This window comes from Bauldia sp., from assembly GCF_965232525.1.
Taxonomy (GTDB): Bacteria; Pseudomonadota; Alphaproteobacteria; order Rhizobiales; family Kaistiaceae; genus Bauldia.
Map to the genome: position 1 here is coordinate 2,788,266 of NZ_OZ246980.1, position 22,834 is coordinate 2,811,099.

Genomic DNA, 22,834 nt, shown 5'->3' on the forward strand with positions numbered 1-22,834 from the left:
CGGGCGCAGCCCAGAGCTCGCCGGTCAATCAGTCGCGAGCAACCGCGTCGTCTCGCCGGTGGGGAAGTCGAACCGGACGCCGTTGTCGTCGTAGTCGGGCGACAGCATCCGCACGATATCCGGCGCCAGGGCTTCCGGCGGTTGCAGGGTCGCGGGGTCTTCGCCGGGTATGGATTGGGCCCGCATGTGGGTGCGCAGCGGCCCCGGATTGATCAGATTGGCGCGGATAGCGGTGTGCCGGATCTCGCCGGCATAGGTCCGCACCAGAGCCTCGAGCGCGGCCTTGGAGGCGGAGTAGAGTCCCAGGAACGGAGGGCACCACGCCGCCGCGCCGGACGACACGAACAGGGCGCGGCCGGCGTCCGACTGGCGCAACAGCGGATCGAGCGAGCGGATCAGCCGGAAGTTGGCCGTCACGTTGACCGCCATCACCTCCTCGAACACCTTCGGCTTAAGATGGGGGAGCGGGGTGACAACGCCAAGCAGGCCGGCGTTGCCGAGCAGCATGTCGAGGCGGCCCCAGCGTTCGTAGAGCGCGCCGCCGAGGCGGTCGATCGCCTCGTAGTCCGTCAGGTCGAATGGGACCAGCGTGGCGCTGCCGCCGGCGGCGGTGATCTCGTCGTCAAGCTCCTCGAGGCCACCGACGGTGCGGGCGACGGCGACGACATGGACGCCTTCCTTGGCCAACGCCAAGGCCGCGGCGTAGCCGATGCCACGCGACGCGCCGGTGACAACGGCGACGCGTCCCGACAATTTCCCCTCGCTCATCCAGTACGCACCAGCAGCGGCACGACGGTGGGTTCCGGCTCCGCGTCGGGGCCGGCGAACCGTTCCTGATCGGCGAGCCGGGTCGGGTAATCGCCGGAGAAGCAGGCGTCGCAGAACTGTGGCGCTCCGGCGCGCCGTCCGGCTTCGCCGAGGGCGCGATAGAGGCCGTCGAGCGACAGGAACTGAAGACTGTCGACCTTGATGAAGTCCTGGATATCGGCGATCGACAGGCGCGATGCGATCAGCTTCGACTTGTCCGGCGTATCGACGCCGTAAAAGCAGGAATGGGTGGTGGGCGGGCAGGCGATCCGCATATGCACTTCGCTGGCGCCGGCGTCGCGCACCATCTGGACGATCTTCGACGACGTCGTGCCGCGCACAATGGAGTCATCGACCAGGATCACCCGCTTGCCGGCGAGCACCGCGCGATTGGCGTTGTGCTTGAGCTTGACGCCCATGTGGCGGATGGCGTCGCTCGGCTCGATGAAGGTGCGGCCGACGTAATGGTTGCGGATGATGCCGAGATCGAACGGGAGCCCGGCGGCCTCGGCGTAACCGATCGCGGCCGGGGTGCCGGAGTCGGGCACCGGCACCACCAGGTCGGCGGGCACTGCCGCCTCGCGGGCCAGCTCGGCGCCGATCGCCTTACGGATATCGTAGACCCCGCGTCCCTCGACGATGGAGTCGGGGCGGGAGAAATAGACATATTCGAAGATGCAGAACCGCGACGGTTTGGGGGCGAACGGGCGACGGCTCTCGATGCCGTCGGCGGTGACGATGACCATCTCGCCCGGCTCGATGTCGCGGACGAACGACGCGCCGATGATGTCGAGGGCGCAGGTTTCCGAAGCGAGGATCGGGGCGCCGTCGAGCTCACCGAGCACCAGCGGTCGCACGCCGAGCGGGTCGCGGCAGCCGATCATCTTCTTCGACGTGAGGCAGACCAGCGACCATGCGCCTTCGACCACTGACAGAGCGTCGATGACGCGCTCGACCAGCCGCTCATGCGGGCTGGTGGCAATGAGGTGGAGGATGACTTCCGTGTCGCAGCTCGACTGGAAGATCGAGCCGCGGCGCTGCAGCTCCTCCTGAAGCTCCAGGGCGTTGGTGATGTTGCCATTGTGGGCGACGGCAAAGCCGCCGCCGGAAAAGCCGGCGAACAGGGGCTGGATATTGCGCTCGGTGGGACCGCCGCGGGTCGAGTAGCGCACATGACCGACGGCGCGTTCGCCGGGCAGGCGCTCGATGACGGCGCGGTTGGTGAATTTGTCGCCGACGAGACCGAAATGCCGCTCGTCGTGGAAGGCGACGCCATCGAACGACACGATGCCGGCCGCCTCCTGGCCGCGGTGCTGCAGGGCGTGGAGGCCGAGGGCGGTTAGCGCGGCGGCGTCCTGGTGGCCGAACACGCCGAAGACACCACACTCCTCGCGCAGCTTGTCATCGTCCGCCGCGAACGGGAAGGACACCGCGGTGTCCGGGTCGATCGTGTTCGGGTCAGTTGCCACCACTGCTCTCGAATAGCTGATCGATACGGTTGCGCTCCGACTCGTCGTAAGCGGGATCGCCAACCGCCGGAGCGTCGGCGCTGCCGTCATTCGGCAAGGCCGGCGCGGCGGCGCCTTCGGTGTCGCCGGTTCGGAATCGGCCGAACAACCTCCCTTCCACATCCTCGGGCATCGCGGCGATCATCTCTTCTCGGATGTCGTCGAGAACGGGCTTGGTTACCGCGTCTGTAACCCACGTACCGGGGTTTGGGTATAGCCAGAGAAAGAACTGGAGGGCGATCGCCAAAAGCAGGATGCCGCGAATTGCGCCAAACACGAAGCCGAAGGCCCGGTCGACCGCGCCGACACGGCTGTCGATGACAAAGTCCGAGATCTTCATGGTGATGTAGCTGGCGATGACCAGGACAACGATAAAGATCACGGCCGCGGCGGCGATCTCGGCGACCGTCTGGTTCTCCAGATAGGGCGACACCAGTGGTTCGAGCGTCGGATAGAAGAAGAAGGCGGCGACGGCGGCAGCGACCCACGAGGCGACCGAAAGGACTTCGCGGACGAAACCCCGGACCATCGCGAGAACCGCCGAAATCAGGACGACTACGATGACAATGACATCGAGGACGGTGACCGGCATGAAGCTTTCCATTGTCGGAGCGACGGAGGCCAAGCCGTCCGCCGGTTTTGGGTATCACGATTCTCGCTGCCGCGCCTTGGCGCAAACAAGCCGTCCGTCGTCAACCCGGAAAAGGTCGGTCCGGGCAGGCCACCCAGAGAATCCTTAACACGTCGATCGATCGGAATCCGGACGTTTTTTAGACAACGCCGGCGGAAATTCAATGGTCGGGATTCGAACCGTTCCCCGCGGTCGTGGCCACCGCGGCAACAAGGTCGGCGAGTTCGGCCATCGGTTTCGCCGTCATCGCCGGTTCGGCGTCGCCGGTCGCGGTACCGTCGGGCATGACCGCTCGGCCGAATCCGAGCTTGTGGGCCTCCTTGAGGCGGATCGGCGCATGGGCGACGGGACGGATCGCGCCGGACAGGCTGACCTCGCCGAAATAGACCGAATCCACCGGCAGCGGCGCGTTGAGCCGCGACGACACCAGTGCGGCGGCGACCGCCAGATCGGCGGCCGGCTCGCCGATCCTGAGGCCGCCGGCAACGTTGAGGTAAACATCGCAGTCGCCGAGCCGAACCCGGCAATGGGCCTCGAGCACCGCCAGGATCATGGCGAGGCGGCCCTGGTCCCAACCGATCACCGCGCGACGTGGGGTACCGAGCGTCGTGGGTGCAACCAGCGCCTGAATCTCGACCAGAACCGGGCGAGTACCCTCCATGCCGGCGAAGACGGCGGCGCCGGCGGTATTGGCGTTGCGTTCGCCGAGGAACAGCTCCGACGGGTTGGCGACTTCGCGCAGACCCGCGCCGGTCATCTCGAACACGCCGATCTCGTCGGTGGGGCCGAAGCGGTTCTTGACCGCGCGCAGGATGCGGAAATGATGGCCGCCTTCGCCCTCGAAATAAAGCACGCCGTCGACCATGTGCTCGACCACCCGGGGGCCGGCGATCTGGCCATCCTTGGTGACATGACCAACGAACACAACCGCCGCGCCGCTCTGCTTGGCGTAGCGGATCAGCGCCTGGGCGGCGGCGCGGACCTGGGTCACGGTGCCGGGGGCGGAATCGACCCGCTCGGTCCACAGCGTCTGGATCGAGTCGATGATCACCAGCGCCGGCGGTGCCTCGTCCTCAAGGGTGGCGAGGATGTCCTCGACATGGGTCTCGGCGGCGAGCCTGACCGGCGCGTCGGCGATCCCGAGCCGTGCCGCCCGCAGGCGGATCTGGGCGGTGGCCTCCTCGCCGGAAACGTAGACCACCGGCCTGCCGGCGGCGGCGAGGGCGCCTGCGGCCTGGATAAGCAGCGTCGACTTGCCGATCCCCGGGTCGCCGCCGACCAGGAGCGCCGAGCCGCGCACCAGACCGCCGCCGGTGACCCGATCGAACTCGGCGATGCCGGTCCTGATCCGCGGCGCTTCGGATGCGTCCCCGACCAGACCCTCCAGGGTGATGATGCGGCCAGAACGGCGGGTGGCGCGGCCGGGGCCGGCACCAACGCCGGAGGCACCGGATTCCTCGACGAGGCTGTTCCACTCGCCGCATTCGTCACAGCGACCCTGCCACCGGGCGCTCACCGCGCCGCAACTCTGGCAAACGAACTGGACCTTGGCGCGGGCGGCCGAGCGCATCGCGGGCTCCTCCTGTGTTCACATTTTGTTCTACAGGCGATTCCCGGATAAGGCAATGGGGATGGGCGGTCGGGCGTGTTTCGAGGCTCCGCTACGCGGAGCACCCCGATCGAGCCGGGGGCAGGCTCTCGGCATGAGGGAGGGGGCAGTCTTCGAGACCGGTTGTAGCTTGCGGGTGTCGCTTGCCTTTGGTTTTCGCCACCAAACGCCGACCTCCTCATCTTGAGGTGCGAGGCTACGTGAGTGGCCGAGCCTCGAAAGACGCAACGACTTCGAAGCTGTCGGGCTGCTCCGGCATGAGGATGCTGGCGATCGACTCGACGCCAGCGTAGTCTCACCCCATGCCCTATGTGTATCTGCTCCAATGCGGCGATGGCTCGTATTACACGGGCCTGACCCGACACGACTAGCTTGAAACACGCATTGGTGAGCACCAACGCGGTGCCTTCGATGGCTACACCGCGGCCCGACGGCCGGTGAAGCTGATGTGGGCACAGCAATACGATCGGGTGATCGATGCGATCGCCATGGAACGCCGCCTCAAGGGCTGGAGTCGGTCACGATGACGGCTCCCTCTCCCTTGTGAGAGAGGGTAGGCTTGCCTTGGCGAGGCACGAGCCTAGGCAAACCGGGTGAGGGGTGAGCCCCTTGACGCATCACCGACACCGCCAACACCCCTCACCAAGCTCGGCTAAGCCGGCTCCGCCGCCAAGCCTCGCTATCCTCTCCCACAGGGAGAGGACGCGCGCCGATCGGGCCGGGGGCAGGCTCTCTGCATGAGGACGGGGTAGAGACTCAAGACGGGTTGGATCTGCGCGACCTAGCCTCACGAGGCAATCGAGATCCCACCCTCCCCAAGCCGCAGCTCGTACAGCGTCAGTTCGTGGGCGGGGCCGGGGGCGGTGCCCATGACGGCGAAGCCGCTGCGCAGCATCAGCCGGTGGGAGCGGGTGTCGCGCCGAGCCGGCGGCGGTCCGTTAATCGCCGCGGTAGGTGCGGTGGTGGCGGCTGCCGACGCTGAGGCGGGTCAACAGCTCGTAGTCGATTGTGCCGGCATGGTCGGCGACTTCGTGAATCGGCACATTGGGGCCGAACAATTCGGCCCAGTCGCCGCGTCTGGTGCCGGGAATGTCGGTGACGTCGAGGGCGATCAGGTCCATGGACACGCGACCGACGATCGGCGCCGAGCGCTCGTTGATCCAGGCGCGCCCGCCCGACTTCTCGTCCGACGAACTGGCGTGGCGCGGGTAGCCGTCGGCGTAACCGATCGAGGCGATGGCGAGCATGCTCGGGCGCCCGAGCGACTCGACCGAGCCGTAGCCGACGGTCTCGGTATGCGCGGCGGCGCGGACCTGGAGGATGCGCGCTTCGAGCGTGACGACCGGCTCCATCGGGTTGGCGATGCCGGTCACCGCGGCGCCGCCGTAAAGGGCGATGCCGGGACGGACAAGGTCGAAATGAAAGTCCGCGCCGAGGAACACACCGGCGGAATTGGCGGCCGACAGCGGCACGCGGGGGAAGTGATCGCGAATCTCGCGGATCAACTCGAGCTGGTCGGCGTTGTCGGCGTGGTCCGGCATGTCGGCGCAGGTGAGATGGGTCATCACCAGGGTGATACCGAGCGCCTCGTGGTCATACTCGCGCAGGTACCGTTCGACCTCGCCCATGCTGAGCCCCAGCCGGTTCATGCCGGTGTCAACATGCAGGGCCGCCTCGAGCCGTCCGCCGTTGCGTCGATATGCGGCCCATTCCTCGACCTCGGGCAACGACGACAGCGCCGGCCGCAGGTTGGCCGCAGCGTAAATCTCCGTGCCGCCCTCAAGCAGGCCATTGAGGACATAGATGGTTGCGTTGGGCAGTGCTTCGCGAAGCCGGATCCCTTCCACCGGCAGGGCGACGAAGAAGGTGGTGCACCCAGCCCGTGACAAGGCGCGGGCGGCCGGCTCAAGGCCGATCCCATAAGCGTCGCTTTTCACCACGGCCGCCGTGACCGCGCCGCGGCTATGGCGATCCAGCGTCTGCCAGTTCCGCGCCAGCGCGGCCAGATCGATCGTCAGACGCCCGCCGGCGAAACGATGTTCGTCCAGCACCTCGGCTTCGGCTATTGCCATCAGTTCGTCGTCCTTTTTGTCGCCTTCATCGGACTGGCGTCCGACATATGTTCATGGCAAGGTACAAAAGTACCAGCCGTTGTCCGCGCCATGCCCAAGCAGCTTTTCATTGACCCGGCGGAAACCCGCGCGCCGACCGCGCTGCGGTTCCCCGAGGTTCCGGTCCATGCCTACGCCACGCCCTTGGCGGAAGAAAGGCGGGTGCGCGGCGACGCGGTTCTGATCCGAATCCTGCGCGACATGCTGATCGTGCGCGCGTTCGAAACGATGCTGAGCGCCTTCAAGAGCAAGGGCGCGTACGCTGATATTCCGTTTGCCTACAAGGGCCCGGCGCATCTTTCGATCGGGCAGGAAGGCGCGGCGGTCGGTGCCGCCCTGGCGCTCACTTCCGACGACCATGTCTTCGGCAGCCACCGCAGCCACGGCGAGTTCATCGCCAAGGGGCTCGCCGCGATCGCGGCGCTCGATGCGGATCGGCTGACGGGAATCATGGAGGCGCACCAGAACGGCCGACTGCTTCGCGCGGTCGAGCGTCGGCTCGGCGGCAACGATGAATCGCGGGTCGCGGAAAATTTCCTCCTCCTGGGGCTTCTGTCTGAGATATTCATGCGGTCGACCGGTTTCAACGGCGGGATGGGCGGCAGCATGCACGCGTTCTTCCTGCCGTTCGGCGCCTATCCCAACAACGCGATCGTCGGCGCCTCCGCCGGCATCGCCACCGGTGCGGCGCTCTACAAGCGCAACCATGCTGCCGACAGCATAGCGGTCGCTCATGTCGGCGACGGTTCGACCGGCTGCGGCCCGGTATGGGAGGCGATGAGCTTTTCCTCGATGGCGCAGTTCGCGCGGCTTTGGCCCGGCGAGACGCCGGGCGGGTTGCCGGTGCTCTTCGCTTTCATCAACAACTTCTATGCGATGGGCGGGCAGACCATCGGCGAGACCGCCGGCTGGGACCGGCTGTCGCGGATCGGCGCGGGGATCAACCCGGCGGCGATGCATGCCGAGACCGTGGACGGGTCGAATCCGCTGGCCGTCGCCGATGCGGTCGGTCGCCAGCGGGATCGTCTGATCGGCGGGGACGGGCCGGCGCTGCTCGACATCGAGTGCTATCGCTTCTCCGGACACTCGACCACCGACGTCAACGCCTATCGCACCCGGGACGAACTCAAGGCCTGGGACGCGCACGATCCGATCGCGCTTTACGCCGCGGCACTCAAGGACGAAGGCATCCTCGACGCGGCCGGCGAAGCGGACCTCCGTGACGATGTGGCGGCGCGGATGAAGGCGGTCACCGAGGCGGCGGTCGATCCGGACGAAACGCCGCCGGTCGACATCGCCGCCGATCCGACGCTGATCGGTGACCTGATATTCTCCAACAGCCAAACCGCGGGCACAGCCGAACCGGTCGAACTTGCTGCCGAACCGTCGACGATTTCGCGCGTGCGTCAGCTCACCAAGAAGGCGCGGTTCGGTCTCGACGACGCCGGCGAACGGCTGTCGCCGCTTCGCGCCGTGACATTGCGCGATGGCCTGTTCGAGGCACTGCTTCATCGATTCAGCCACGATCCCCGGCTGATCGCTTACGGCGAGGAGTGCCGCGAGTGGGGCGGGGCGTTCGGCGTCTATCGCGGGCTGTCGGAGCTTTTGCCCTACGATCGGCTGTTCAACGCGCCGATTTCGGAAGCAGCGATCGTAGCCACCGCCATCGGCTACGCCATGGAGGGCGGCCGGGTGGTGGTGGAGCTGATGTATGCCGACTTCATCGGCCGGGCCGGCGACGAGATCTTCAACCAGCTCGCCAAGTGGCAGGCGATGTCGGCCGGTGCGTTGCAGTTGCCGGTGGTGCTGCGCTGCTCGGTCGGTAGCAAATACGGCGCCCAGCACTCGCAGGACTGGACCGGACTGGTAGCGCATATCCCGGGGCTGAAGGTGGTCTATCCGGCGACGCCCTACGACGCGAAAGGTCTGCTGGCGGCAGCGCTCGCCGGCAACGATCCGGTGGTGTTCTTCGAAAGCCAGCGGCTCTACGACGCGGTCGAGATCTTCGAGTCGGATGGGGTGCCGGAGGATCACTACACGATCGCGCTCGGCGCACCGGCCGTTCGGCGCGCCGGGAAAGACGTCACGATCCTCACCATCGGACCCTCGCTCTATCCGGCGCTCGCCGCTGCCGACACGCTTGCGGCCGAGCATGGCCTCGGTACGGAGGTGATCGATGCCCGGTCGCTGGTGCCGTTCGACTACGGGCCGGTGCTGCAGTCGGTGGCGAAGACCGGCCGTATTCTTCTCGTCTCCGAGGCGAGCGCGCGCGGCAGCTTTGCGATGACGCTCGCGGCCACCATCGTCCGCCATGGATTCGCCGACCTGAAGGCACCACCGCGGGTGCTGGGGGCACCCAACTGGATCGTGCCGGGCGCGGAAATGGAGGCGACATATTTCCCTCAGGCGCATGATATCGTTGACGCGGTGCGCTGCGATCTGTTTGAGGAACCATCGGCGAAGCGCGCCGGGCTGCGGAACTGGGACGATCTCGATCTCGCCCGCCGCGGCCTCTAGCGCGATCAGGAGGCATAAATGGACGTTCCCATCCTCATGCCCGACCTCGGCAACGAGATCGACGAGGCCCAGATCGACGAGTGGCTGAAGGCCGAGGGGGACGCGGTCGAGGAGGGCGAACAGCTCGTGGTGGTGACCACCCCGAAGGTGACGCTGGAGATCGAGGCGCCGGCCTCGGGAACCCTGACCTCCATCGCGATGCCGGCCGACGAAATCGCCAAGGTCGGTACGACCCTCGGGGTCGTCAGCACCGCGTAGGGCCGGAACCGCCATGCCTCCGACGCGGGAGACGTCCGCTGTCGTCGCCGGACGGCGATTGTCGTTTGTGGCGACCGATGGCGACGGGCCGACGGTGCTGTTGCTCCACGGCTTCGGCGCGGACCGGCTGACCTGGCTGCTGACCCAGCGGGCGATTTCCGAATACGCCTCCACCATCGCGCTCGACCTACCGGGGCACGGCCGGTCGGACCGCGATGTCGGGGAGGGGACGGTCACCGCGCTGTCTGATCTGGTCGCCGGTTTCCTCGATGGCCGCGGGACCGGGCCGGTGCATATCGTCGGGCATTCGCTTGGCGGTGCGATCGCCCTCGATCTCGCCCATCGCCGGCCCGACCTGGTCGCCTCGCTGTTTCTGCTGGCGCCGGCCGGTATCGGCGGCGGCATCGACCCGGCGTTCCTGTCGGCGGTGGTCGCCATGGAGACGCTCGACGCGGCAAGCGCGGTGCTCGGTCGGCTGGTCATCCGCCAGCGGCTGATCAGCCCGCAGATGACGACACGGGTCCTCGCCCAGATGGCGCAGCCCGGCGTGCGCGATGCCTTGCGGGTGGTGGCCGATGGGCTCGCCGATCTTCACAACCGCTTCGGCGATCGGCTCGACGCGATCGGCGCGGCAGGGATACCGATCCGGGTCCTCTGGGGCGATGGCGACACGATCAATCCGTTGACGCCGGCCTGCGCCGAGGCGCTGGCCGTGTGGCTCGAAGTCATCGATGACACCGGCCACCTGCCGCACATCGAAAGCCCAGCGGAGGTCAACCAGGCCATCCGCTCGTTCATCGAAGCAGCGGCGCGGGCGCAATGACGCGGCTCGCGCGCATCGGCGCCTCGACGGCCCTCGGGGATACCGCGTCGCTGCGGCTGAGGGCGGCCTGGCTCTACTTCGCGCACGGGCTGACCCAGAAACAGATCTCCGAGCGGCTCGGTATCAGCCGTGGGACGGTTATTCGTCTGCTCGCGGAAGCCCGGACCCGGGGCGAGGTCCAGATCTGGATCGAGGGCAGCGACACCGAATGCACGGCGCTGGGGCTCAGGCTAGAGGATGCGTTTGGTCTCGACGAAGCGATCGTCGCGCCCGGCACGGACGAAGCGGCGGCACCGCGCTCGGTCGGTCTGGCGCTCGGCCGGCTGCTCTCCGAGACCGTCGGCGACGGCCAGACCATCGGCGTCGGTTGGGGGCGGTCCCTCACGGCGTCGCTGGAAAGCCTGCGCCCGGTGCGGCGCACGGACACCAAGGTCGTCTCGCTGGTGGGCGGCACGGTGGAGGCGCGGGACAGCAATCCTCTGGAGTATTCCTGGCGGGTGGCCGATGCCTTCAACGCCGCCTGCTACCTCTTTATCGCGCCGGCCTATGTCGACTCGCCGGAGACACGCGTCCACCTGATCGAGGATTGCGGGCTCGACGCCCTGTTCCGGCTGGGGCGGGCGCTGGATATCGCGGTGGTCGGGGTCGGTAGCCTCAGCACCGAGGGCCATTCGCGGGCGGCCGAGATGATTACGGCGAAGGAACGGGCGGAACTGAAGGCGGCCGGGGCCGTCGGCGACTTGCTTTGTACGTTCCTCGACGCCGACGGCGCGGCGGTCGACCATCCGCTCAACAGCCGGGTGATGAGCGTGCCCCTCGACGATGTGGCGCGGGCGGGACACGTCGTGGTGGCGTCGGGCGGGGCCAGTCGCGCCGCGGCGATCCGGGCAGCGATCCGACGGATCGGGGCGAACACCCTGATCACCGACGAGGGGGCGGCGCAAGCGCTGCTGGGGTGACGGGATGGCGTATCTCGGGATCGATGTCGGCACCACCGCGGTGAAGACCATCGTCGTCGACGACGAGCAGCGACTCCTCGCCAGCGCGTCGCAAGGCTATCCGATCCTCTCGCCGGAGCCCGGCCTGCGTGAGCAGGACCCGGACGGCTGGATCGCGGCGGTGGAGGAGACGCTTGGGGTCGTGCGGTCGGAGGTGGGTGCTGCGTTCGATGAGGTCGCCGCCATCGGCCTGTCGGGCCAGATGCATTCGATCGTCGCGCTTGACGCCGATCACCGGCCGCTCCGCAACGCGATCCTGTGGAATGACAGCCGCGGATCAGCGGAGTGCGCGGCGCTGACCGACATGGTTCCCGATGTCGCCGAGATCACCGGCGTGATCGCCATGACCGGACTAACCGCCGCGAAGGTGCTGTGGCTGCGCAACCACGAGCCGGCGGTGTTCGCCCGCATCCGGTCGATCCTGCTCGCCAAGGACTATGTCCGGCTATGGCTGACGGGGGACATCGCGACGGACATGTCCGATGCCGCCGGGACGCAGTTGTTCGACGAACAGGCACGGCAGTGGCATCCCGGGCTGGTCAAGGCGGTCGGGCTGACCCCGGAGCAGTTGCCGAGGCTCCATGAGGGCACCGAGGCGACCGGGACGTTGAGCCGTGAAGCAGCCGAGCGCCTGGGTCTCCCGGCGGGCATCCCGGTCGCGGCCGGCGGCGGGGACGGCGGCACCGGCGCGGCGGGGATCGGCTGCGTCGAACCGGGCGCGGGTTTCGTGTCGCTGGGCACCGCGGCGACCTATGTGGTGGCGCAGGACCGTTACGCGCCACGGCCGGAGACGCTGATCCACAACTTCGCCCATTGCGTGCCCGACCGCTGGTACCAGATGGGGGCGTTGCTGAACGGCGCGAGCTGCCTTGCCTGGCTGATGACGGTGCTCGGCGAAATGGACATCGGTGGCGCGGTTGCGGCGGTGGAGGCGGACTATCGCGGACCGTCCCCGGTGATGTTCCTGCCCTACCTCACCGGCGAGCGGACGCCGCACAACGACCCCGGCGCGCGGGGCGCGTTTTTCTTCCTCGACCAGGCGACGGACCGGAGCGCAATGGTTCAGGCGGTGCTGGAGGGCGTCGCCTATTCGCTCCGCGATGCGCAGGACTGCCTCGACATGGCCGGCGCGGACGTCGCCCGCCCCGGCTTCATCGGCGGCGGCTCACGCAGCCGGTTCTGGGCGCGGATCATCGCCGCGGTGCTCGGCCGCCCGGTGGTGCGCTACCGCGGCGCCGATCTCGGGCCGGCACTGGGCGCCGCGCGGATGGCGATCATTGCGGCGACGGGTGCACCGGTCGCCGAGGTGTGCACGCCGCCCGAGGAGGAGGAGACAGTGGAGCCCGATCCGGCGTTGGTTGGCGCCTATGCCGCGAGGCAACCGACGTTTCGGGCGCTCTATCGTGCGACGCGTGAAGCCCGCGGTCAACTCTCGCCGGAGGCGGCCTTGGCGTAGCGGCCGATCATGTACGGCCAGCCCTGCTTGGCGGCCATGTCCTCGCGGTACTTCTCCCAGCCATCGCCATGACGGAAGAAATCGCGGTGGACGAGGAGGACGTTGGTGCCGCCGTCGTCGTCGGCGGCGAAACGAACGTCGACGCGGCTGGCAGCGGCTTCGTTCGGCTCGGGTTCGCGGTTCGGCGTGATCTGCCAGGCGAAGACAATGTGCTCCGGCCGGGTGAAGGCAAGTACGCTGCCCCAGACCTTGCGAGAGCCGTCGGCCGTCTCCTCATAGCAGACGCCGCCGATCTTGGGCTCGATGCCGATGCTCTTGAGCTGGTCGCCGCTCCAGGTGTACTCGCGTGGCCACCAGCTGTTCATTTCGTCGACGAACAGGGCGAAGGCCTTATCGACCGGTAACGGAACCGGCTGGGTGAGATGGAGCAGTTCCTTGGTGCCGCCCACGGAGACGCCGCCGGTGTCGCTTTTGCCGCGGCCGAAGAGTGTCTTGAGAATCATGCGTCCTTGTCCGGTTCGAGGGCTACCCGATCGCGGGGAGGTGATCCTCCTGCGCCAGATCCGAGAAGCGGGTGACCTGATCCTCGAACTGTAGCCTGACGGTGCCGGTTGGGCCATGCCTTTGCTTGCTAATGATCACCTCGGCGAGGCCATGGGCGTTTTCCATATCCTGCTGCCACTGCTCGTGCTCGATGGTGCCGGGCTTCGGCTCCTTGTTCCGGAGGTAGTACTCTTCCCGGTAGACGAACAGGACGACGTCGGCGTCCTGCTCGATCGATCCGGATTCGCGGAGGTCTGACAGTTGCGGACGCTTGTCTTCGCGATTCTCGACCTGCCGCGAGAGCTGCGATGCGGCTATGATCGGGATATTAAGTTCCTTCGCCAAGGCTTTGAGTTGGTTGGTGATCTCGGTCATTTCCTGGACGCGGTTGTCCGATCCGCGACGCAGCGATCCCTGCATCAACTGAATGTAGTCGACCACCAGCAGGTCGAGCCCTTTCTGGCGCTTCAGCCGCCGCGCGCGGGCGGAGAGCTGACCGACGGTCAGACCGCCGGTCTGATCGACATAGAGCGGGACGCGGTTCATCTCCCGCGACGCGGCGACGATATGGGCGAACTGGTCCTCTGTGATCCGGCCGCGACGAATATCGGCGGACGGCACGCCGGATTGCTCGGCGACGATGCGGGTCGCCAACTGTTCGGCCGACATTTCCAGCGAGAAGAAGCCGATGATCCCGCCGTTTACGGTCTTGATCGTGCCGTCGGATTGGGTCTCGCCGTGCCAGCCGCGGGCGATGTTGAAGGCGATATTGGTGGCGAGCGAGGTTTTTCCCATGCCCGGCCGACCGGCGACAATCACCAGATCCGACGGCTGCAGCCCTCCCATCAGCCGGTCGAGATCGCGCATGCCGGTGGCGAGGCCGGAGAGGTGGCCGTCGCGCTGATAGGCGGCCGAAGCCATGTCGATGGCATTGACCAGCGCCGTCTCGAAGGCATGGAAGCCGCTGTCGTAGTTGCCGTGCTCGGCGAGTTCGTAGAGCTGACGCTCGGCCTCCTCGATCTGATCGCGGGGCGTCTTCTCGACCGGCGCGTCATAGGCGACGTTAACCACGTCCTCGCCGATGCCGATCAGCGCGCGGCGGATGGCAAGGTCGTAGACGGTGCGACCATAATCCTCGGCGTTGATGATGGTGGTGGCTTCCGCCGCCAACCTTGCGATGTACTGGGCAAGGTTGATGTCGCCGATCGCCAGGTCCGCCGGCAGGAAGGTCTTGATGGTGACCGGACTCGCGACCTTGTTGGCGCGCACCAGTTCGCCGGCGACCTGATAGATGCGCCGGTGAACGGGCTCGAAGAAATGGTCGGGCTTGAGGAAATCGGAGACGCGGTAGAACGCCTCGTTGTTGATCAGGATCGCGCCGAGCAGCGCCTGCTCAGCATCGACGTTCTGAGGGGCGGCGCGATGGGGCTCCGTTGTTTCGGGGATCGCGCGAGCCGCTAATGCCATTGTGTCTCTTCCTGCTTCTTCGAATCGCAAGCGACTCGCTGCACGCCGCCGGGTGCACGCCCTACGCTTCCCGAGAAATCCCGGATGCCCGATTTGCCGATCCAAGACCGGCAAACTCGGAGTGTACGGTGATTCGCTTATCCTTAATCATTCCTTACCGCCGGGCGCGGGCGGACGCGAAGACAGCGGCGCCGAACGATTTCACGTTCGCCCGGAATCCACGGTGTTCACATGGCGGCTGGACGCACAGGATTTGCGCTTGCCGGAGCGGTTTGCGCGCAGGCGATTCGTTTTGCCGACTACTCGCCGGCGACCTGGAGTTCCGGCGCCGCGGCCTGGCGATCGAGGGCGCGCAGACGCTCCTCGGCTTCGCTCATGTAGGTGCGGGTCAGCGGCAGGGCTTCCTGATTGCGAACCAACTGGACCTGGAAGTTCATCATGTCCCAGTAGCGGAACGAGAGTTCCGAACCGACCAGATAATACTCCCACATCAGGCAGAACCGCTCGTCGTAGATCGCCTTGGCCTCGTCGCGGCGGGCAAGGAACCGTTCGCGCCAGTGGCGCAGGGTTTTGGCGTAGTGGAGACGCAAGATCTCCATGTCGGTGACCTTGAGCCGCGACTGCTCGATGGCCGGAATCACCTCGGACACGGCCGGGATGTAGCCGCCGGGGAAGATATATTTCTGGATCCAGCTGTTGGTGTCGCCGGGGCCGTCGAAGCGGCCGATCGAGTGGAGCAGCATCACCCCGTCGTCGGTGAGCAGCGAGCGGCAGGTGTCGAAGAACTCGCGATAGTGGCCGACGCCGACGTGCTCGAACATGCCGACCGAGACGATCCGGTCGAAGGGGCCCTCGACCGCCCGATAATCCTGGAGCAGGAAGCGGGCGCGATCGGACAGGCCCCGTTCGGCGGCGCGCCGGTTGGAGGTCTTGTGCTGTTCCTCCGACAGGGTCACGCCGGTGACGTCGACCCCGCAGCGCTCGGCCATGTAGAGGCCGAGACCACCCCAGCCTGAGCCGATATCGAGAACCCGCTTGCCGGGCTCGAGCGCGAGCTTGGCGGCGATATGGCGTTTCTTGGCAAGCTGCGCTTCGTCGAGTTCCATCTGGCCGGGCTCGAAGAAGGCGCAGGAGTACTGCAGGTCGTTGTCGAGGAAGAGGTTATAGAGGCGGCCGTCGAGATCGTAGTGGTGGGCGACGTTGCGGCGGGCGCGGAGCTGATTGTTCATCTGGCGCAGGCGCCGCGTCGTGTAACGGAACGCCGTCCCGAATTTCATCAGCCGGGTGGGGAAATCGGTCTTCATGTTGATGAAGATGATTTCCATGAAGTCATAGATCGAGCCGGCCTCCATGACGATGCCGCCGTCCATGAACTCCTCGCCGAGCTTGAGGCCCGGCATCATGATGACGTTGCGTTCGGCGTCTGGCCGGGTGAACCGAACCCGAATCAGATCGCCGTTACCGTCGCCATAGGTGTGGGGTTTTCCCCCGGCGTCGACGACTTCGAGCGAGCCCTTGCGGATCGTCCGCTTGAAAAAGCCGTTGAGCAAACCGTTCATTTCAGCGCCTCCCGCCCTTGAGGTGCCACGCCAATACATCTAATCGCGTCCGCGATTCCGACCCGCGAACGCATCAAAAATAAACCAGGATCGCGGGCCGGCTCAACTCCGGGTACGGTACCCGGCGTTGTATTCGTCGGTCGGGTTACGCCGTCGGCGTGTCCGAATCGTCCTCCGCAGACGTTTCGCCGGCTTCGCCGTCGGCTGCTGCTTCTTCAGCGACTTCGCCTTCGGCGCCGCCGTCTTCGGTGGCATCGCCTTCGGCTGCGGCTTCACCTTCGGCTTCCGCGTCGGCCTCCAGCGCCTCCTCGTCCTCGTAACCGGCGACCGTCAAATCCTCGCCGCGGGCCTGGCGCTCCGCTTCGTCCTCGCTGCGCGCCACGTTGACGGTCACTTCGGACTCGACCTCGGCATGGAGCGCGATCGCGACCGTATGCATGCCGATGGTCTTGATCGGCTGGTTGAGGTTGATCTGGCTGCGCGACACGGTGAAGCCGCCCTCGTCGAGGATTTCGGCAAGGTCGCGGGCGGTCACCGAGCCGTAAAGCTGGCCGGTTTCGCCGGCCTGACGAATGACAATGAAGGACTGGCCGTTCAGCTTCTCCGCGACCGCCTCGGCTTCGTGCTTGCGTTCGAGGTTCCGGGCTTCGAGCTGAGCCCGCTGTTCGTCGAACCGCTTGCGGTTCTCCGAGGTCGACCGCAGCGCCTTGCCCTGGGGCAGCAGGAAGTTGCGGGCGTAGCCGTCGCGGACGCGGACGATATCGCCCATCTGTCCGAGTCTGGCGATCCGTTCCAGTAGAATCACATCCATGAGAGTACTCCTTAGGTCTATTCGTTGGTTGGGTTGGTCGATGGGTCCGGGGCGAACCGGGCCCGAAGTCGCAGAAAGGTCTCCGCCACGCCGATCAGGGCGAGAACGGCGAACAGCAGGGGGAATCCGAACAGGAAGACGAACACATAGACGCCGGCAAGGATCAGGCCGCGCATCGCGTTGCCCCGGGTGGTGGCGTGGATGACCGCGAGGCCGATCAGCGCGAACGCCGCCCCGAGGGCACCGGCGAAGGCCGCTCCGATATAGCCGATGGCGTCAGGCAGAACGCTGACAACCAGCGCACCACCGAAGACGAACGAGGCCTGGACCGGCAGCGCCGCGGTCCACAGAGGATCGCGCGGTCGGGTAAGCCGCCGCGAAGCGTCGGCAATTCGGCTTGCAAGCCACATGTTGAAGACGTGGACGAAGACGAGATAGGCCGGAAGGATGAACGGCAGAGCAACCACGGCGAACTCGGCGAGTTCGGCGAACGGCGCGATATCCTCAGTGGAAATCGTGGTCCCCTCCGGCGCCTGGGCGAGCACCATAGTCAGGACTTCGGTGAACTCCGCCGTAAGGGCGACCGGGTCGTATCCAGCAACCGCTCCGACAACGATGGCCGCGGCGGCGATCGCCAGCGCCCCCTGAAACAGGATTCCGCCGATCGGGAAGAACTCGAGCGCGCTGCCGTCGTCTCCGGCCGGCCGCGAAAGCACGGCAAGGCGACACATCCAAAGGATCGGCACCGAGAAGAGCGCGATGTAAACGAGGGCGCTCTCTATAGACAGCGCGCCGGCGATCGTCAGGCCGGCAACGCCGGTGGCAATCAGTGCGGAAATCAGGTGCCAGCCGAGGCCCGCGATGGCGATCGGCAGACCGGCCAACGCAAACAGCGGGAACGCCAGCGCCGTGCCGCCGATCGGCGACAGAAACAACAACGCTCCGGCAATTCCGGCGGCAACGCCGATTCCGACGATCTGGATCATGTCACCTCGCTGTCCCGCCGAAGCGGTTAGGGGCAGGTCGCGGGTCCGCGCCGTACCCCAGCCGATAGGGAAGGCTACTTGATCACGTAAGGCAGCAGACCAAGAAACCGGGCCCGCTTGATCGCGCGGGCGAGTTCACGCTGCTTGATCGCCGACACCGCGGTGATCCGCGACGGGACGATTTTGCCGCGCTCGGAGATGTAGCGCTGCAGCAGGCGGGTGTCCTTGTAGTCGATCTTCGGTGCGTTGGCGCCGGAGAACGGACAGGTCTTGCGGCGACGGAAGAACGGGCGCCGGGTGGGAAGCTGGTTGATATCGACCATCACTCGGCTCCTTTGCTTTCATCGCTCGCGGCAGCGGCCACTTCAGGTTCCTTCGGTCGATCTTCCCGGGGCCGATCCTCCCGCGGCCGGTCGTCCCGTGGTCGGTCGTCGCGCCGCGGACCGCGGTCGCCGAATCGGCCGCGCCGGTCGTCCCGGCGATCGTCGCGATCGCGCTTCTGCATCATCACCGACGGGCCTTCTTCGAGCTCGTCGACGCGAAGCGTCATCGAGCGCAGGACGTCCTCATGAAGGCGCTGCTGCCGCTCCATTTCGGCGACCGCCGTCGCCGGCGCATCGAGATTGAGCAGCGTGAAATGCGCCTTGCGGTTCTTGCGGATACGGTAGGACAGGGACTTCAGGCCCCAGGTCTCGACCTTGGCGACGGTGCCGCCGCCTTCCTCGATCACCGATTTGAACTGCTCGACAAGCGCTTCGACCTGCTGGCCGGAAACGTCCTGTCGTGCCAGGAACACGTGTTCGTATAAGGGCATAGATGCCTTTCCTCTAGTTGTCCGGCGCCAAGCCTCGCGAAGCCTTTTGAAGTGGAAAGGCCCGCTGATCACTTCGAGAGCGGAGACACGGGAAGGCGGATCGGTTCTTCGATCCTCACGCCGCAAAATGCCACGCGCTTCCGTTCAGCCCCCAGCCGGGGTTCACTAAAACCGAGGGTGTTATAGGTCCGTCGGACGGAAATGCAACCCTGGGCGAAGGCCGCGAGCAACCCTATTCTCCAACGCCGCGGCGGCTTTGGGGCGGGACCTTGACATCAAGGGGGCAAACGGGCTCAAAGGCGCGAATTTTTCGTGGCGGGCATTGAGTGGGGCAATCGCGGCACGCATGACGACAGCGTTCACCTTTCCGGGGCAGGGCAGCCAGACCGTCGGCATGGGCCGAACGCTGGCCGATGCCTACCCGGAGGCCCGCGCTGTGTTCGACGAGGTCGATGAGGCCCTCGGCGAGCGGCTCTCCACCGTCATCTGGGAGGGCCCGGCCGAGACGCTGACGCTGACCCAGAACGCCCAACCGGCGCTGATGGCGGTGAGCCTCGCGGCGATCCGCGTTCTCGCGGCGCAGGGCGTGACGGTCGCCGGTACCGCGTCCTTTGTCGCGGGGCATTCGCTCGGCGAATACTCGGCGCTGGCGGCGGCGGGAAGCCTGACCGTCGCCGACGCGGCGCGGCTGCTCAGGACGCGTGGTCAGGCGATGCAGGAAGCCGTACCGGTCGGTGCCGGCGCCATGGCCGCGCTGATCGGGCTGGAGCTCGGCGCCGTCGAGGAGATTGCCGCCGAAGCGGCCGAGGGCGCCGTCTGCGCGGCCGCCAACGATAACGGTGGCGGTCAGGTGGTGGTGTCCGGTGACAAGGCGGCGGTCGAGCGGGCGGTTGCGATCGCCAAGGACCGGGGCGCCAAGCGCGCCGTCCTGTTGCCGGTGAGCGCACCGTTCCACTGTCCGCTGATGGCACCGGCCGCGAAGGTCATGGAGGAGGCGCTGGCCAAGGTGGATATCGCGGCGCCGGTGGTACCGGTCGTGGCGAACGTGACGGCGCAGCCGACCACCGATCCGGACGCGATCCGCCGCAATCTGGTCGATCAGGTGACCGGGATGGTGCGCTGGCGCGAGTCCGTCGCCTGGATGGCCGATGCCGGCGTGGATTTGTTCGTTGAGATCGGTTCGGGGCGGGTGCTGTCCGGTCTCGCCCGGCGGATCGCTTCAGGGGCGGAGACGATGACCGTCGGCACCGATGAAGACATCAAGGCGGCGGTCGAGAGGCTCGCCGTGAGCGAGGTGAATAGTGTTTGAACTGACCGGCAAGCGGGCGCTGGTGACCGGCGCCACCGGGAGTATCGGTGGCGGCATCGCGCGCGCGCTTCATGCCCAGGGTGCGATTGTCGGCTTGTCCGGGACTCGCCAGAACGTGCTGGAAGACCTCGCGTCCGACCTCGGCGAGCGCTGCCACGTGCTGCCCCGCGACCTGTCGGATGGTGAAGCGGTGGACCAATTGGTGCCTGACACCGAGGCGGCGATCGGCGACCTCGATATTCTGGTCAACAACGCCGGCATGACCCGCGACACGCTGTTCGTCCGGCTGAGCGACGAGGACTGGAGCCGGGTGATCGAAGTCAACCTGACCGCCGCGTTCCGACTGTCGCGCGCCGTGCTGATGGGCATGATGCGCCGACGGCGTGGGCGGATTATCTCGGTGTCTTCGGTGGTCGCCGTGACCGGCAATGCCGGCCAGGGCAACTACGCTGCGTCCAAGGCTGGGCTGATCGGCATGACCAAGGCGCTCGCACAGGAAGTTGCGAGCCGCGGAGTGACGGCCAACTGCATCGCGCCCGGTTTCGTCGGCTCGGCGATGACCGATGCGCTAAACGACAAACAGAAAGAATCGATCCTCGAACGGGTGCCGATGAAGCGGCTCGGAACCATCGAGGAGGTCGCTTCGGCCGCCGTCTACCTGGCGAGCGATGAGGCGGCCTATGTCACGGGACAAACGATCCACGTCAATGGTGGTATGGCTATGATCTAAAAGAAGAAAATCCGATCGATCCGCAAGGATCGACAAGGCGTTCCGAGCCATTCGGGCTGCTGGCCAAGGTCTATAAAGTGTGTTAGGACCGCCGCCATGCCGACGTCCGGGCGGCTCAGTTCCACCCCTGCCGATCGGCAGTTACGGCGACGCTGCACCGTGTCGTTCGGGCGAGAAATCCCCGTTCTCCGTGCGCAGGCCAAGACGGATCGCCAACGGAGGGGAGACTCTTCGGAGTCGATCGTGTTTTGGGCAAATGAGGTTCTGACAACATGAGCGATATCGCAGAACGGGTAAAAAAGATCGTCGTTGAGCACCTTGGCGTTGACGCTGACAAGGTGAACGAAAAGGCGAGCTTCATCGATGATCTCGGCGCCGACAGCCTCGACACCGTCGAGCTGGTCATGGCGTTCGAGGAGGAGTTCGGCGTCGAGATTCCGGACGACGCAGCCGAGACGATTCTCACTGTCGGCGACGCTGTAACCTTCCTGGAAAAGAACGCGTCCTGACCGCTTCGATCGCTGCGTTCAGGTTCCGGTACCGGCATGACAGTTGATTCACCGATGAGGCGCGTGGTCGTCACTGGCCTCGGCATGGTGTCGCCGCTTGGCTGCGGCGTCGACGTGACGTGGCGCCGAATCCTCGCCGGCGAGAGCGGCGGGGTGGTGGTCACCGACTTCGAAGTCGACGATCTCGCCTGCAAGATCGCCTGCCAGGTGCCGCGCGGGTCGAAGTCGGAAGATAAATTCGATCCCGACGACTGGATGGAGCCGAAAGAGGCCCGCAAGGTCGACGACTTCATCATCTATGCGATCGCCGCCGCCGACCAGGCGCTCGACGATGCCGATTGGCACCCGGAAAGCGACGAGGATCAGTGGACCACCGGCGTCCTGATCGGTTCGGGTATCGGCGGCATCGGCGGTATCTACGATGCGTCCATCGTGCTGCGCGATCGCGGACCGCGGCGGATCAGCCCGTTCTTCATTCCCGGTCGTCTCATTAACTTGGCCTCCGGCCAGGTCTCGATCCGGCACAAGCTCAAGGGCCCGAACCACGCGGTGGTGACCGCCTGTTCGACCGGCGCCCACGCGATCGGCGACGCGGCGCGGTTGATCGCCCTTGGCGACGCCGACGTTATGGTCGCCGGCGGGACCGAATCGCCGGTCAATCGGCTGTCGCTCGCCGGCTTCGCCGCCTGCCGGGCACTGTCGACCGGTTTCAACGACCGGCCGAAGGACGCGTCGCGTCCGTTCGATGAGGATCGCGACGGATTCGTCATCGGCGAGGGGGCCGGCGTCGTCGTCCTGGAGGAGCGCGAGCACGCGCTGGCGCGCGGGGCGAAGATCTATGGCGAGGTGGTCGGTTACGGCCTGTCCGGCGACGCTTATCACATCACTTCGCCGTCGGAGGATGGGAACGGGGCCGAGCGGTGCATGCGGGCGGCGATGAAGCGCGCCAACATCACCACCGACGAGATCGACTACATCAACGCCCACGGCACATCGACGCCAGTCGGCGACGATATCGAATTGCGGGCGGTGGAACGGGTTCTCGGCAACGCGGCGGGCAAGGTGTCGATGTCCTCGACGAAATCGGCGATCGGCCACCTGCTCGGTGCCGCCGGGGCGGTCGAGGCGATCTTCTCGCTGTTGGCGATCAACGACAACGTGGCGCCACCCACCATCAATCTGGAAAATCCGTCTGCCGACACGGCCCTCGATCTGGTTCCGAACAAACCGGTCGAGCGTCAGATCGATGTTGCCTTGTCGAATTCGTTCGGCTTCGGCGGTACCAACGCGTCGCTGGTCTTTCGCCGCCACGCCTGACCCGGTCTATCCCGGTCTTGCCACAATGACCTATAAAGTCGGTAGTCGACCAGCGCCGATTGCGGAGGCTC

22 protein-coding genes are annotated in these 22,834 nt (G+C 66.4%); 10 read left to right on the top strand and 12 right to left on the bottom strand.

From position 1 onward, the window contains the following. Window positions 1-24 precede the first annotated feature (24 nt). From ACO076_RS13160 to radA, 4 genes are all read right to left on the bottom strand, one after another. Window positions 25-768 carry an SDR family NAD(P)-dependent oxidoreductase gene (locus tag ACO076_RS13160; RefSeq protein WP_421723289.1) on the bottom strand — a complete coding sequence of 248 codons (744 nt, stop codon included), beginning with the start codon at window positions 766-768 and terminating at the stop codon, window positions 25-27. Beyond that, a complete protein-coding gene (gene purF, locus ACO076_RS13165; RefSeq protein WP_421726733.1) occupies window positions 765-2,237 on the bottom strand; it encodes an amidophosphoribosyltransferase in 1,473 nt (490 codons plus the stop codon). Before purF ends, ACO076_RS13160 begins: the two co-directional genes overlap by 4 nt. A gap of 28 nt (window positions 2,238-2,265) precedes the next feature. Then, window positions 2,266-2,907 (bottom strand): CvpA family protein, encoded by a 642-nt coding sequence (locus ACO076_RS13170; RefSeq protein WP_421723290.1) that lies wholly within the window; start codon window positions 2,905-2,907, stop codon window positions 2,266-2,268. Between the two features lie 199 nt (window positions 2,908-3,106). Further along, on the bottom strand, window positions 3,107-4,516 hold the full coding sequence (gene radA / locus ACO076_RS13175) for a DNA repair protein RadA (protein ID WP_421723291.1): 1,410 nt from the start codon (window positions 4,514-4,516) through the stop codon (window positions 3,107-3,109). A 422-nt stretch (window positions 4,517-4,938) separates the two neighbouring features. Between radA and ACO076_RS13180 the strand changes: the two genes are divergently transcribed. After that, window positions 4,939-5,082: a GIY-YIG nuclease family protein gene (locus ACO076_RS13180; RefSeq protein ID WP_421726734.1), complete on the top strand. Its 144-nt coding sequence runs from the start codon at window positions 4,939-4,941 to the stop codon at window positions 5,080-5,082. Between the two features lie 411 nt (window positions 5,083-5,493). Here the strand turns inward: ACO076_RS13180 and alr are convergent, their stop codons facing one another. Then, the gene (gene alr, locus ACO076_RS13185) at window positions 5,494-6,627 is read right to left on the bottom strand and encodes an alanine racemase (RefSeq protein WP_421723292.1); all 1,134 of its coding nucleotides are present in this window, start codon (window positions 6,625-6,627) and stop codon (window positions 5,494-5,496) included. On the opposite strand from alr, the gene ACO076_RS13190 reads away from it, so the two are divergent. Genes ACO076_RS13190 through xylB form a run of 5 tightly spaced genes read left to right on the top strand, consistent with a single transcriptional unit; the run spans window position 6,592 to window position 12,718 of the window. Beyond that, entirely contained in the window at window positions 6,592-9,183 is a 2,592-nt protein-coding gene (locus tag ACO076_RS13190) for an alpha-ketoacid dehydrogenase subunit alpha/beta (RefSeq protein WP_421723293.1), read from the top strand. The genes alr and ACO076_RS13190 overlap by 36 nt on opposite strands. An 18-nt stretch (window positions 9,184-9,201) precedes the next feature. Continuing rightward, entirely contained in the window at window positions 9,202-9,441 is a 240-nt protein-coding gene (locus tag ACO076_RS13195; protein WP_421723294.1) for a lipoyl domain-containing protein, read from the top strand. Between the two features lie 13 nt (window positions 9,442-9,454). Beyond that, entirely contained in the window at window positions 9,455-10,264 is an 810-nt protein-coding gene (locus tag ACO076_RS13200) for an alpha/beta fold hydrolase (protein ID WP_421723295.1), read from the top strand. Continuing rightward, window positions 10,261-11,223 carry a sugar-binding transcriptional regulator gene (locus tag ACO076_RS13205; RefSeq protein ID WP_421723296.1) on the top strand — a complete coding sequence of 321 codons (963 nt, stop codon included), beginning with the start codon at window positions 10,261-10,263 and terminating at the stop codon, window positions 11,221-11,223. The genes ACO076_RS13200 and ACO076_RS13205 overlap by 4 nt, the downstream gene beginning before the upstream one ends. A 4-nt stretch (window positions 11,224-11,227) precedes the next feature. After that, complete coding sequence (gene xylB, locus ACO076_RS13210) at window positions 11,228-12,718, top strand: xylulokinase (RefSeq protein ID WP_421723297.1); 1,491 nt, start codon at window positions 11,228-11,230, stop codon at window positions 12,716-12,718. Here xylB and ACO076_RS13215 read toward each other — a convergent pair. The 7 genes from ACO076_RS13215 to rpsF all read right to left on the bottom strand — a co-directional run bounded on the left by ACO076_RS13215 (window position 12,688) and on the right by rpsF (window position 18,898). Next, a complete protein-coding gene (locus ACO076_RS13215; RefSeq protein WP_421723298.1) occupies window positions 12,688-13,221 on the bottom strand; it encodes an SRPBCC family protein in 534 nt (177 codons plus the stop codon). The two genes, xylB and ACO076_RS13215, sit on opposite strands and share 31 nt — an antisense overlap. 22 nt (window positions 13,222-13,243) lie before the next feature. Next, window positions 13,244-14,728 (bottom strand): replicative DNA helicase, encoded by a 1,485-nt coding sequence (locus ACO076_RS13220; protein WP_421723299.1) that lies wholly within the window; start codon window positions 14,726-14,728, stop codon window positions 13,244-13,246. Window positions 14,729-15,027: 299 nt separating this feature from the next. Further along, window positions 15,028-16,287, bottom strand: coding sequence for a class I SAM-dependent methyltransferase (locus ACO076_RS13225; protein WP_421723300.1), 1,260 nt, complete (start codon window positions 16,285-16,287; stop codon window positions 15,028-15,030). Between the two features lie 145 nt (window positions 16,288-16,432). Further along, window positions 16,433-17,098, bottom strand: coding sequence for a 50S ribosomal protein L9 (gene rplI / locus ACO076_RS13230; protein WP_421723301.1), 666 nt, complete (start codon window positions 17,096-17,098; stop codon window positions 16,433-16,435). Window positions 17,099-17,115: 17 nt separating this feature from the next. Beyond that, on the bottom strand, window positions 17,116-18,084 hold the full coding sequence (locus ACO076_RS13235; protein ID WP_421723302.1) for a hypothetical protein: 969 nt from the start codon (window positions 18,082-18,084) through the stop codon (window positions 17,116-17,118). Window positions 18,085-18,158: 74 nt separating this feature from the next. Further along, window positions 18,159-18,407, bottom strand: a complete 249-nt coding sequence (gene rpsR, locus ACO076_RS13240; protein ID WP_421723303.1) for a 30S ribosomal protein S18 — start codon at window positions 18,405-18,407, stop codon at window positions 18,159-18,161. Further along, window positions 18,407-18,898, bottom strand: coding sequence for a 30S ribosomal protein S6 (rpsF, locus tag ACO076_RS13245; protein WP_421723304.1), 492 nt, complete (start codon window positions 18,896-18,898; stop codon window positions 18,407-18,409). The genes rpsR and rpsF overlap by 1 nt, the downstream gene beginning before the upstream one ends. A 346-nt stretch (window positions 18,899-19,244) precedes the next feature. On the opposite strand from rpsF, the gene fabD reads away from it, so the two are divergent. The 4 genes from fabD (at window position 19,245) to fabF (ending at window position 22,763) form a co-directional block, all read left to right on the top strand. Next, window positions 19,245-20,207, top strand: a complete 963-nt coding sequence (fabD, locus tag ACO076_RS13250) for an ACP S-malonyltransferase (RefSeq protein ID WP_421723305.1) — start codon at window positions 19,245-19,247, stop codon at window positions 20,205-20,207. After that, the gene (gene fabG / locus ACO076_RS13255) at window positions 20,200-20,937 is read left to right on the top strand and encodes a 3-oxoacyl-[acyl-carrier-protein] reductase (RefSeq protein WP_421723306.1); all 738 of its coding nucleotides are present in this window, start codon (window positions 20,200-20,202) and stop codon (window positions 20,935-20,937) included. Before fabD ends, fabG begins: the two co-directional genes overlap by 8 nt. 272 nt (window positions 20,938-21,209) lie before the next feature. Further along, window positions 21,210-21,446, top strand: a complete 237-nt coding sequence (locus tag ACO076_RS13260) for an acyl carrier protein (RefSeq protein WP_421723307.1) — start codon at window positions 21,210-21,212, stop codon at window positions 21,444-21,446. A 54-nt stretch (window positions 21,447-21,500) separates the two neighbouring features. After that, on the top strand, window positions 21,501-22,763 hold the full coding sequence (gene fabF / locus ACO076_RS13265; protein ID WP_421723308.1) for a beta-ketoacyl-ACP synthase II: 1,263 nt from the start codon (window positions 21,501-21,503) through the stop codon (window positions 22,761-22,763). The last annotated feature ends 71 nt before the right edge of the window (window positions 22,764-22,834 follow it).

Coding starts and splice junctions, on each gene's coding strand:
- ACO076_RS13170 (WP_421723290.1), bottom strand. CDS start 2,907: ATGCCGGTCACCGTCCTCGATGTCATTGTCATCGTAGTCGTCCTGATT.
- ACO076_RS13205 (WP_421723296.1), top strand. CDS start 10,261: ATGACGCGGCTCGCGCGCATCGGCGCCTCGACGGCCCTCGGGGATACC.
- ACO076_RS13220 (WP_421723299.1), bottom strand. CDS start 14,728: ATGGCATTAGCGGCTCGCGCGATCCCCGAAACAACGGAGCCCCATCGC.
- ACO076_RS13225 (WP_421723300.1), bottom strand. CDS start 16,287: ATGAACGGTTTGCTCAACGGCTTTTTCAAGCGGACGATCCGCAAGGGC.
- fabF (WP_421723308.1), top strand. CDS start 21,501: ATGAGGCGCGTGGTCGTCACTGGCCTCGGCATGGTGTCGCCGCTTGGC.
- ACO076_RS13195 (WP_421723294.1), top strand. CDS start 9,202: ATGGACGTTCCCATCCTCATGCCCGACCTCGGCAACGAGATCGACGAG.
- rpsR (WP_421723303.1), bottom strand. CDS start 18,407: ATGGTCGATATCAACCAGCTTCCCACCCGGCGCCCGTTCTTCCGTCGC.
- ACO076_RS13200 (WP_421723295.1), top strand. CDS start 9,455: ATGCCTCCGACGCGGGAGACGTCCGCTGTCGTCGCCGGACGGCGATTG.
- fabD (WP_421723305.1), top strand. CDS start 19,245: ATGACGACAGCGTTCACCTTTCCGGGGCAGGGCAGCCAGACCGTCGGC.
- alr (WP_421723292.1), bottom strand. CDS start 6,627: ATGGCAATAGCCGAAGCCGAGGTGCTGGACGAACATCGTTTCGCCGGC.
- ACO076_RS13235 (WP_421723302.1), bottom strand. CDS start 18,084: ATGATCCAGATCGTCGGAATCGGCGTTGCCGCCGGAATTGCCGGAGCG.
- ACO076_RS13160 (WP_421723289.1), bottom strand. CDS start 768: ATGAGCGAGGGGAAATTGTCGGGACGCGTCGCCGTTGTCACCGGCGCG.
- radA (WP_421723291.1), bottom strand. CDS start 4,516: ATGCGCTCGGCCGCCCGCGCCAAGGTCCAGTTCGTTTGCCAGAGTTGC.
- ACO076_RS13190 (WP_421723293.1), top strand. CDS start 6,592: ATGTTCGTCCAGCACCTCGGCTTCGGCTATTGCCATCAGTTCGTCGTC.
- ACO076_RS13260 (WP_421723307.1), top strand. CDS start 21,210: ATGAGCGATATCGCAGAACGGGTAAAAAAGATCGTCGTTGAGCACCTT.
- rpsF (WP_421723304.1), bottom strand. CDS start 18,898: ATGCCCTTATACGAACACGTGTTCCTGGCACGACAGGACGTTTCCGGC.
- xylB (WP_421723297.1), top strand. CDS start 11,228: ATGGCGTATCTCGGGATCGATGTCGGCACCACCGCGGTGAAGACCATC.
- rplI (WP_421723301.1), bottom strand. CDS start 17,098: ATGGATGTGATTCTACTGGAACGGATCGCCAGACTCGGACAGATGGGC.
- ACO076_RS13215 (WP_421723298.1), bottom strand. CDS start 13,221: ATGATTCTCAAGACACTCTTCGGCCGCGGCAAAAGCGACACCGGCGGC.